Source organism: Streptomyces sp. NPDC007983 (assembly GCF_042958345.1).
In the GTDB taxonomy this organism is placed as follows: Bacteria; Actinomycetota; Actinomycetes; order Streptomycetales; family Streptomycetaceae; genus Streptomyces.
On the sequence record NZ_JBIBJI010000049.1, the window covers coordinates 1 to 10,561 of the forward strand.

At 72.5% G+C, this 10,561-nt stretch carries 2 protein-coding genes; both read right to left on the minus strand.

The genetic code is table 11. The features are described 5' to 3' along the window. Window positions 1-7,170: beta-ketoacyl synthase N-terminal-like domain-containing protein (locus ACFZCY_RS45245; protein ID WP_391187647.1), on the minus strand; the 7,170-nt coding region annotated here is incomplete at its 3' end. 74 nt (window positions 7,171-7,244) lie between these two features. Next, a partial coding sequence (locus tag ACFZCY_RS45250) for an SDR family NAD(P)-dependent oxidoreductase (RefSeq protein WP_391187649.1) occupies window positions 7,245-10,561 on the minus strand: 3,317 nt, incomplete at its 5' end.

Sequence of the window (10,561 nt, forward strand, 5' to 3'; positions counted from 1 at the left end):
CTGGCACACCTCGTCCAGGGCGCGGGCGAACACGGGATGGGTGTCATACAGCTCCCGTCCCATGCCGGGGCGCTGACTGCCCTGACCGGAGAAGATGAACGCGACCTTGCCGCCGGTGTCGTCGGCGTGGCCCTGGACGACGTTCGCATCCTGAGAGCCCGCCGCCAGGGCATCAAGACCCGCCAGCAACTCCGCCCGGTCCTGGGCGACCACAGCGGCCCGTTGGCTGAAGGCGGTGCGGTGAGTGGCCAGGCCCGCCGCGACCGCGGGCAGTGGCAACTCCACTCGCTCGGCGACGAAGCCCCGTACCCGCGCCGCCTGCTCCCGCAACGCCTCCTCGCTCCGCGCCGACAGCACCACCGGCACCGGAGCGGGCCCAGCCACGGGCTCCTCCGTCACAGGCTCGGGCGGAGCGTTTCGGGCGGCAGGATGGGACTGCCGGTCGGCCAGGGGCGGCTCCTCGATGATGGCGTGGGCGTTGGTGCCGCTCATTCCGAAGGAGGAGACGGCGGCGCGGCGCGGGCGGCCCGCGGGCTCCCAGGGGCGGGCCTCAGCGAGGAGCTCTACGGCGCCGGTGGACCAGTCGACGTGAGGGGTGGGTTTGTCGAGGTGGAGGGTGCGGGGCAGGGTGCCATGGCGCATCGCCATGACCATCTTGATGACGCCGCCGACGCCGGCGGCGGCCTGGGTGTGGCCGATGTTCGACTTCAACGATCCCAGCAGAAGGGGACGTTCGCGATTCTGGCCGTAGGTGGCGAGCAGTGCCTCCGCCTCGATCGGATCGCCGAGGGCGGTGCCCGTGCCGTGGGCCTCCATTGCGTCGACGTCTGCGGCCGTCAGGCCCGCGTCGGCGAGGGCCTGACGGATGACCTTTTGTTGTGCGGTGCCGTTGGGAGCGGTTAGGCCGTTGCTGGCGCCGTCCTGGTTGATGGCGGAGCCCCGCACCACCGCGAGGATCTCGTGGCCGTTGCGGCGGGCGTCCGAGAGCCGTTCCAGCAGCAGCAGGCCCACGCCTTCGGCGAACGCGGTGCCGTCCGCGCCTGCGGCGAACGCCTTGCAGCGGCCGTCGGGGGACAGACCGCGCTGCCTGCTGAACCAGATGAACAGGTCCGGCGTCGAGAGCACGGTGGCCCCGCCCGCGAGCGCCAGATCACACTCGCCGGACCGCAGCGCCCGCGCCGCCAGATGCAGTGCGACCAGGGACGATGAGCACGCCGTCTCCACGCTCACCGCGGGGCCTTCGAGGCCGAAGACGTACGCGAGGCGGCCTGACGCGACGCTGCTCGCGCTGCCGATGCCGAGGTAGCCCTCCAGATCGTCGGGGACGGTGTGCAGGCGCGACGCGTAATCGGTGCCGACCATGCCGACGAACGTGCCGGTGCGGCTGCCGCGCAGCGCATCGGGGCGGATGCCCGCCCGTTCGAACGCCTCCCACGCGACCTCGAGCAGTAGCCGCTGTTGGGGGTCCATCGCGAGTGCCTCGCGGGGGTTGATACCGAAGAAGTCCGGGTCGAACCGGTCGGCGTCGTGCAGGAATCCGCCCTCGCGTGCGTACGAGGTGCCGGCGTTGTCCGGGTCGGGGTCGAAGAGCGTGTTGAGGTCCCAGCCGCGGTTGGTGGGGAAACCGGTGATCGCCTCGCCGCCCGCGGCGACGAGGCGCCACAGATCCTCCGGCGACGCTACGTCGCCGGGAAAGCGGCAGGTCATGGCGACGATTGCGATCGCGTCATCGTCATGCTGCCGTGTGGAGGAGCGCACCTCGAGCTCGGCGTCCTCATCCGTGGTGCCCAACAGCTGTGTCAGCAGGTGGTCGGCGAGCACGGTGGGGCTCGGGTGGTCGAAGGCGAGCGTGGCGGTGAGCCGGAGCCCGGTCGCCGCGCCCAGCCGGTTGCGCAGCTCGACGGAGGTGAGCGAGTCGAAACCGATCTCCTTGAAGGGTCGATCCGCGGGCACGGCGGTGGGAGAGTCGTGCTGGAGCACGGCCGCCACGTGCTGCCGCACCAGCGTGAGGAGTTCGTCGGCGCGCCGGTCCGCGGGTATACCGACGAGGCGGCGGCGGAGCGCGGCCGCGCCCGTCGCTTGTACCGGGGCGCCGGCGCCCGTCCCCGCGAGGCCGGTGAGGACGGCGGGAAGCGTGCCCGCCGCCGCCTGCGCGCGCAGCGTCGGCGCGGCCAGTCGCACCGGCGCGGCCACCGCGCGGCCCAGGTCGACGGCGGCATCGAACGCCGCGAGCATGACCTCTTCGTGCAGCGGTACGAACCCGGCCGTCCGGGCCCGCTCGGGATCAACGCCTTCACTGATCTCCCATGGGCCCCAGGCGAGGGACACCGCGGGCAGGCCCGCCGCGCGGCGCCGCTCGGCGAGTGCGTCCAGGAACGCGGCGCCCGCAGCGTGCCCGGCGCGTCCGGAGCCGCCGACCGTCCCCGCGATTGATGAGAACAGCACGAATCGGTCGAGGTCCGCAGTGAGGTCATGGAGGTTCCAGGCGGCTGCGGCAATCTCGCCCACCACGGCTGCCAGCTGGTCGGGCGTACGCGAGGACAACACGCCGTCGTCCGCGCTCCCGGGGATGTGCAGGACGGACGTCGGCCGCTGCGCCGGGGGGAGCCCCGCGAGCAGCCCGGCCAGCGAGTCCCGGTCCGCAGGGTCACACGCGGCCACCGTGAACTCGGCGCCGTGCGCGGCCACGTGCCGCAGCAACTCCTCGGCCCTGTCGGTATGGGCGGCGGGGGCGGCGGCGAGGATCCGCCTGACGCCGTGTCGCTCCACCAGGTGACGGACTACCAGAGACGCCGTGGCGCCGAGGCTCCCGGCCAACAGGACCGTGCCGTCGGGTGCGAACGTCGTGGCGTCCGGTCGTTCGGCGGGCGGCCGCTGCACGGCGAGGCGCGGCATCAGCAACGCCCCGTCACGTACGGCGACCTGGAGTTCTCCGCAGGTCACGGCGGAGGCGAGCGCGGCTGCCGAGGCCGAGGTGCCGTCGACGTCCACCACTGAGAATCGGCCCGGCTCCTCCAGCTGGGCCGTGCGGACCAGGCCCCACACTGTGGCGGCGACGAGCCCTGCCGCGTCCGCGGCCGTACCGTCGGCCGTGGCATCCGCCACCGTTGCGCCGCGCGTGACGAGGATGAGTCGGGACGAGCCGAGCCGGGTCTCGGAGAGCCAGCGCCGGGTGATCTCCAGGACCCGGCCCGCCGTCACGGCCGCGGCGTCGGACGGACTGCCGGTGTCACTCATCGGGGCGGCGATGACCACCGCGTCGGGCGCCGCCGCACCGTCCGCGACCGCCGCGGCGACCGCGTCGAGATCCGGATACTCCGAGGACACCACCGCGCCCGGCAGCTCGACGCCCTCGCCGACGACTGCCACAGAGGTGCTGGACACGGGAGACGCCGGGGTGCGCACCGGCCGCCAGTCGACGGCGTGCAGCACGTCGCGCGGCAGCGCCATCCCCGCGGACGTCAGAGCCCTGGTGGACACCGGACCCAGGGCAACCGTGTCCACGGCCGAGAGCAACGTGCCCCGGCCGTCCGCGATCCGCACGCGAGCCGCCGGACCGTTGATCCGACTGTCCACGGTCACTGGCGCGAGATGAACCCGCAGCGCGGAGTCCGCTGCCGAGTTCTCCGCCAGCGTCACGCCGCGCCAGCGGAGCGGCAGCCGCGCACCGGCCGCCGAGTCCCGCCCGGCGTCCGCCACCAGCGGCCGGAGCGCGGAGTCGAGGAGCACCGGATGCAGCTCGTACCCCTCGGCCCCCTCGTCCGCACGCTCCGGAAGCTCCACTTCCGCGTAGTGGTGGTCGCCGTACCGCCAAGCACGTCGCAACCCCTGCACCGTGGGACCGTGGCTGAGCCCCGCCGCGGCCAGGGCCCCATCGATCTCATCGACGGGCACCTCCACGGCCCCGTCTGGGGGCCATGCGTCCAAGGCCCCGCCCACCGGCCCGGCCGGGCCCTCGCCGGACGCGAGCACACCATGGGCGTGCCGCGTCCAGGCGGTGTCCGCCGCACCCTCCGCACGCGCGTACAGCGTGATGCGGCGCTCACCGGACCGGTCCGGCGCCCCGACCGCCAACTGGAGTTGGATGCCGCCGTCATCCGGCACCGCGAGCGGTAGCTCCTGGACGAGTTCCACCACATGTCGGCTGCCGACGCGCCGCGCGGCGTGCAGCACCAAGTCGAGCACGGCGGCGCCCGGCAGAAGCGCGAAGCCGTCGAGTGTGTGCTCCGCGAGCCACGGCTGAGCCCGCAGCGACAGTCGCCCAGTGCACAGCAGCCCATCGCCGTCCGCCAGTTCGACGGCGGCGCCGAGCAGCGGATGATCCGCCGTGCCAAGTCCCGCCGCCGACACGTCACCGCCCGCCTCGGGCGCCTCCAGCCAGTAGCTGCGCCGCTGGAACGCGTACGTCGGCAGCTCCACGCGCCGCGGCCCGCTGCCCGCGAACACCGCCGCCCAGTCCGTCGCCACGCCCTGCGCATACGCCTCGAGCAGGGACGTGATGAAGCGGCGGGCACCCCCGTCGTCGCGGCGAAGCGAGCCGGTGACCACCGTGTGCGCCATACTCGCGTCATCGATGGTCTCCTGAACGCTCGCAGTCAGCACCGGGTGCGGGCTCACCTCCAGGAACGTGCGGTGCCCGGACGCCAGCAGACCTCGCAGCACCGGCTCGAACCGCACGGTCTGGCGCAGGTTGCGGAACCAGTACTCGGGCGTCAGGGCCGCGGTGTCCAAGCGTTCTCCGGTCACCGTCGAGTGGAACGCCACCTCCGACGGGTGCGGTGCGATCCCCGCGAGCCCGTCGATCACCTCCCCGCGCACGGCCTCGACGTGGGCCGAGTGCGACGCGTAGTCGACGGGGATGAGGCGCGCCCGCACTCCGGACGCCCGGCACTCCTCCACCAGCTCCCGCAGGGCGCCCGGGTCACCCGCCACGACCACGGCCCGCGGCCCGTTGACCGCCGCCACTGACAGCAACTCGCCCCAGCGGGCGAGCATCTCCTCGGCCCGCTCCGTCGGCAACTGCACGGACGCCATGCCGCCGCTGCCCGCGAGTACGGTCAGCGCCCGTGACCGCAGCGCCACGACCTTCGCCGCGTCCCGCAGGGACAGTGCCCCCGCCACGCAGGCCGCGGCGATCTCCCCCTGCGAGTGCCCGATCACGGCCGCGGGCCGTATCCCGGCGTGCTCCCACAACGCCGCGAGCGCCACCATCACCGAGAACAGCGCGGGCTGCACTACGTCGACCCGGTCCAGCGGCGGCGCACCGGGCGCGCCTCGCAGCACGGCTGTCAACGACCAGTCCACATATGGTTCAAGCGCCCGTTCGCACTCTTCCAGACGCGCCCGGAACACGGGGCTTTCCTCCAGCAGTTCCACGGCCATGCCTGCCCACTGCGAGCCCTGCCCGGGAAAGACGAACACCGCCTTGCCCGGCGCGACCGCCGTGCCGGTCACCGCACCTGCGGGCACCTCTCCAGCTGCGAGCCGGCCGAGCTGCGCCAGCGCCTCCTCCCGGCTGTCCGCGAGGACCGCGGCGCGGTGCGGGAACGCGGTGCGCGTGGTCGCCAGCGTGTACCCGATGTCGGCGGCGGCCAGCTCCGGTCGCCCGGCGACGAACGAGCGCAGACGCCCGGCCTGCTCGGCCAATGCCTCGGGGGACTTGGCGGACAGCACCCACGGCGCCGGACCCGACACCGTGAGCGGCGCCGCCGCGCCCGGACCGGCTCCGTCCGCCGTCGGCGTGTCCGGCTCCGGCGTGTCGGCGGGCGCCTCCTCAAGGATGACGTGGGCGTTGGTGCCGCTGATCCCGAAAGACGACACGCCTGCGCGACGCGGCCGCTCGCCGCGCGGCCACGGCTGCTCCTCGGACAGTAGCGCGACACCGCCCGCCGCCCAGTCGACCAACGGTGTGGGCCGCTCGGCATGCAGCGTGCGCGGCAGCACACCGTGGCGCATGGCCATCACCATCTTGATGAGACCGCCCACGCCCGCTGCCGCCTGCGCGTGCCCGATGTTCGACTTCAGCGATCCCAGCCACAGTGGGCTCTCTGCCGGATGCTCCTTGCCGTACGTCGCAAGCAGCGCCTGAGCCTCGATGGGGTCGCCGAGCCGGGTTCCCGTGCCGTGCGCCTCCACCGCGTCCACGTCGGCGGCAGTGAGCCCGGCCGCGGCCAGAGCTTGCCGGATGACCCGCTGCTGGGCGGGTCCGTTGGGCGCCGACAGCTGGCTGGATGCGCCGTCCTGGTTGGTGGCGCTGCCCCGCACCACCGCGAGCACCGGGTGTCCATTGCGCCGCGCGTCGGAGAGCCGTTCCAGCACCAGCAGGCCCACGCCCTCGCCCCACCCGGTACCGTCCGCGTCCTCTGCGAACGCCTTGCACCGCCCGTTGGGCGACAGACCGCGCTGCCTGCTGAACTCGATGAACAGGTTCGGCGTGGAGATCAGCGTGACGCCCCCGGCCAAGGCGAGCGAGCACTCCCCTTGACGTAGCGACTGCGCGGCCAGGTGCAGCGCCACCAGCGATGACGAGCACGCGGTGTCCACGGACACCGCGGGACCCTCCAGACCCAGGGTGTACGAGACTCGTCCCGAGGCTGCGCTGGAGGCACTGCCGGTGCCGATGAATCCCTCGAAGCCCTGCGGGAACGTGTGCAGCCGCGAGCCGTAGTCGTCGTACATCACCCCGGCGAACACCCCGGTGCGGCTGCTACGCAACGACGCCGGGTCAATGCCCGCCCGTTCGAACGCCTCCCACGCCCCCTCCAGCAGGAGCCGCTGCTGGGGGTCGATGGAGAGCGCCTCACGTGGGCTGATGCCGAAGAACTCGGCGTCGAAGTGGTCGGCGTCGTACAGGAAACCGCCCTTCCGGGTGTACGAGGTCCCTGTGTGGTCGGGGTCCGGGTGGTACAGGCCGTCCAGGTCCCAGCCCCGGTTCGCGGGAAAATCGCCGATCGCGTCCTGGCCGCCCGCAACCAGCTCCCACAGCTCTTCCGGCGAGCTCACCCCGCCCGGGTAGCGGCAGGCCATGCCCACGACCGCGATCGGCTCCCGGCTCGCCGACTCGACCTCGGCGAGCCGCTGCCGGGTCTGCAGCAAGTCGTTCGTCGCCCGCTTGAGATAGCCGCGGAGCTTGTCCTCGCTCGACGGGCTCTCGTACAACTCCTTTGACATGCGAAGTCAACTCTCCTCAAGGGTTCCGGGTGGCCGGTGCCCGGAGGGACACCAGCCGGGGCGGCGCCGGCCCGTCAGTTGGTGCCGAGCTCGTCGATCAGCTGGAAGATCTCGTCGTCGGTCGCCGCGCCCAGCGCGTCCCCGCCGGGCGCGGCGGCGGATGCGGCCTGGGCAGCGGAATGCGGTGTGCCCTCGGCCCCGCCGAGTCGGTGCAGCACGGCCCGGAGCCGATCGACGGCGGCGGTACGGGACTCGGCGTCACGCTCGAGGGTGGGCAACGATGCCTCGATACGGGTGAGGTGGGCGAAGATCCCGTCGTCCTGTCCACCTGCCTCGGCAACCCTGGGCGTGAGTTCGTCGTGCAGGTGCCCGGCGAGCACGCCTGGCGTCGGGTAGTCGAAGGTCAGCGTCGTCGGCAGACGCAGACCGGTCCGCGCGTTCAGCCGGTTGCGCAGCTCGACTGCCGTCAGCGAGTCGAGCCCTAGGTCGAGCAGTCCGCGGTCCTCGGCAATGGCCTCCGGCGCGGCGTGGCCGAGCACGGCCGCGGTGGTCTCCCGCACGAGGTCGAGCAGCACCTCTCGTCGCTCCTCGGACGGCAGCCCGGTGAGCCGGGCAAGCAGCCGCTCGACGTCCTCCGCACCGGTGTCGGCGTGAGCCCTCCGGTCCCCGGAAGCCGCGCCGCCGGGTGACGCTCCACCTGCCGCGCCACCGTCCGCGGCGCGCACCAGGCCGCGCAGCACGCCCGGCACCGGAACTGGAGAGGAGACCAGCGCGGTCGTGTCGAACCGTGCCGGGACCAGCACGGGCCGCGCATTGCGCACGGCGTGGTCGAACAGGCTGAGTCCTTCCTCCGGCTCCATCGCGACCACCCCGATCCGCCGCATCCGCGCCAGCTCGGCCCCCTCGAGGGCCGCCCCCATCCCGGACTGCCCCCACAGACCCCACACGAGCGACGTGGCGGGCAGGCCGAGGGTGCGGCGGTGCTGAGCGAGGGCGTCCAAGTAGGTGTTGGCGGCGGCGTAGTTGGCTTGTCCAGCGCTGCCCAGAGCGCCCGCGATGGAGGAGAAGAGGATGAAGTGGGTGAGGGGGAGGTGGGTGGTGAGGTGGTGGAGGTTCCAGGCGGCGTCGATTTTGGGTCGTAGGACGTCGGTGAGGTGTTGGGGGGTGAGGGTGGTGAGGGTGGCGTCGGCGAGGGTGCCGGCGGTGTGGATGACGGCGGTGAGTGGGTGTTCATGGGGGATGGTGGTGAGGAGGTTTGCCAGGGCGTTGTGGTCGGCGGTGTCGCAGGCGGCGAGGTGGACGGTGGCGCCGAGGTTGGTGAGTTGGGTGTGGAGTTGGTCGGCGCCGGGGGCGTGGGGGCCGCGGCGGCTGGTGAGGAGGAGGTGTCGTACGCCGTGTTGGGTGACGAGGTGGTGGGCGAAGAGGGTTCCCAGGGCGCCGGTGGCGCCGGTGATCAGGACGGTCCCCTCCGGATCGAACGACCGCACGTCGGCAGCCACGTCCAGAGCGCTCGGCGCAGCCGGTACACGGGCCAGCTCTGGCACTGACACCAGGCCATCGCGCAACACGAGTTGAGACTCACCCGTACCGATAGCGGCGCCGAGGGAGCGGGCGTCGCCGCTCCCATCCACGTCGACCAGCACGAACCGGTCCGGGTGCTCGGTCTGCGCTGTGCGGACGAGCCCCCACACGGGCGCGGCTGCCAGGTCGTCCACCGCCTCACCAGGTGCGGTGACGACAGCCTTGCGCGTGAGGACCACAAGCCGGACACCATCGAGCACGTCGGCAGCGAGCCAATCCCGCAGCGTGCCGTGCACCCGCTGGACGGCCTTGTGGGCGGCCTCCGGCGAGTGGGGCTCGCAGTCGGCATTGGACAGAACGGGCAGCAGCACCGCCTCGGGCACCGCGTCACCCGCTGCCACCGCCGCCGAGAGCGCGGCGACATCGTCGTACTGCTTGAGCTGCTCCGTGCTGTCGAACAGATCACCACAGAGCCTGGCCGAGTCGCTCGGGCCGACGACGGCCCACGGGCCGTCCTCGCTCGACGGTACGACGGGCCGCGGAGGCAGCGGACTCCGGACCGGCTCGAACAGCGACCGGTGCCGCCCCTCGAAAAGCGCAACATGGTCGTCCAGGAGCGCCGCCAATTGGGCACGGCTGGTGCTCCGCACTATCAGCTCCTCCGCTTCCGCGACGAGGGCACCGCTCTCATCGGTGATCACCAGCCGTGCCGTGTCCGTTCCGTCGCCCGCCGAGGCGGTCGAGAGCCGCACGCGCAGCAGGCTGCTCGCCGTGCCGTGCAACCGCACACGGGACCATGCGTACGGCAGCCGCAGCACCGGCTCCGCCGCGTCTCCCGCCGCGGGACCGGCGAGGTGGTCGAGGGCAAGCACGTGGAGCGCGGCGTCGAAGAGTGCCGGGTGCAAGGCGAAGGGGCGGGCAGACTCCCGCAGTCCGGCGGGCAGGGCGAGCTCGGCGTACAGCTCTCCGGGGCCCTGCCATGCGGCGCGCAGCCCTTGGAAAAGGGGACCGTAGCCGTAGCCCGCGTCGCGCAGTCGTCCGTAGGCGTCATTCAGCTCGACCGGCTGGGTCCCGGATGGTGGCCACTGGGCGGGCAGACCGGTGCCCGAGCCGTCAACCGGAACGGGGGGCCGGGTGGACGCCGGAGCGACCGTGCCCGTGGCGTGCGTGGTCCACTCCGGATGTCCGCCCACCGCCTCCCCGCCAGGGTCGGATGTACGGGCGGATGCTGCAGCCCGCGACCGCAGTTGCACCGCGCGGCGTCCGTCCGTATCGGGCGGCCCCACGTGCACCTGCACCTGGGCGCCACCCACCTCGGGCAGGACAAGCGGAATGGCGAGCATCAGGTCCTCGAGAAGACCGCAGCCGCTCCGTTCTCCGGCCCACACCAGCAATTCGACCATGGCCGTTGCGGGCAGCAGCGGTGTGCCGACGATGACGTGTTCGGCCAGCCAGGGGTGTTCGTTGAGAGAGATGTGTCCCGTGAACAGCACGCTGTCATCGGGCAGTTCGAGGGTGGCGGGGAGTAGGGGGTGTGTGGTGGGGGTGAGGCCGAGGGTGGTGGTGTTGGTGGTGGGTTTGGGGGTGTTGAGCCAGTAGCGGTGGTGTTGGAAGGGGTAGGTGGGTAGTTCGTGGGGTGGGGTGGGGTGGTGGTTTTGGTGGTAGGTGGTCCAGTTGATGGGGGTGCCGTGGGTGTGGAGGGTGGCGATGGCGGTGGTGAGTGTGTGGTTTTCGGGTTGGTTGTGGTGGAGGGTGGCTGTGGTGACGGTGGCTGGGGTGTGGATGTGGGGGGTGAGGGTGGTGTCGGGGCCGATTTCGAGGTAGGTGGTGACTGCGTGGTTGTGGAGGGTGGTGATGGCGGTGGTGAAGT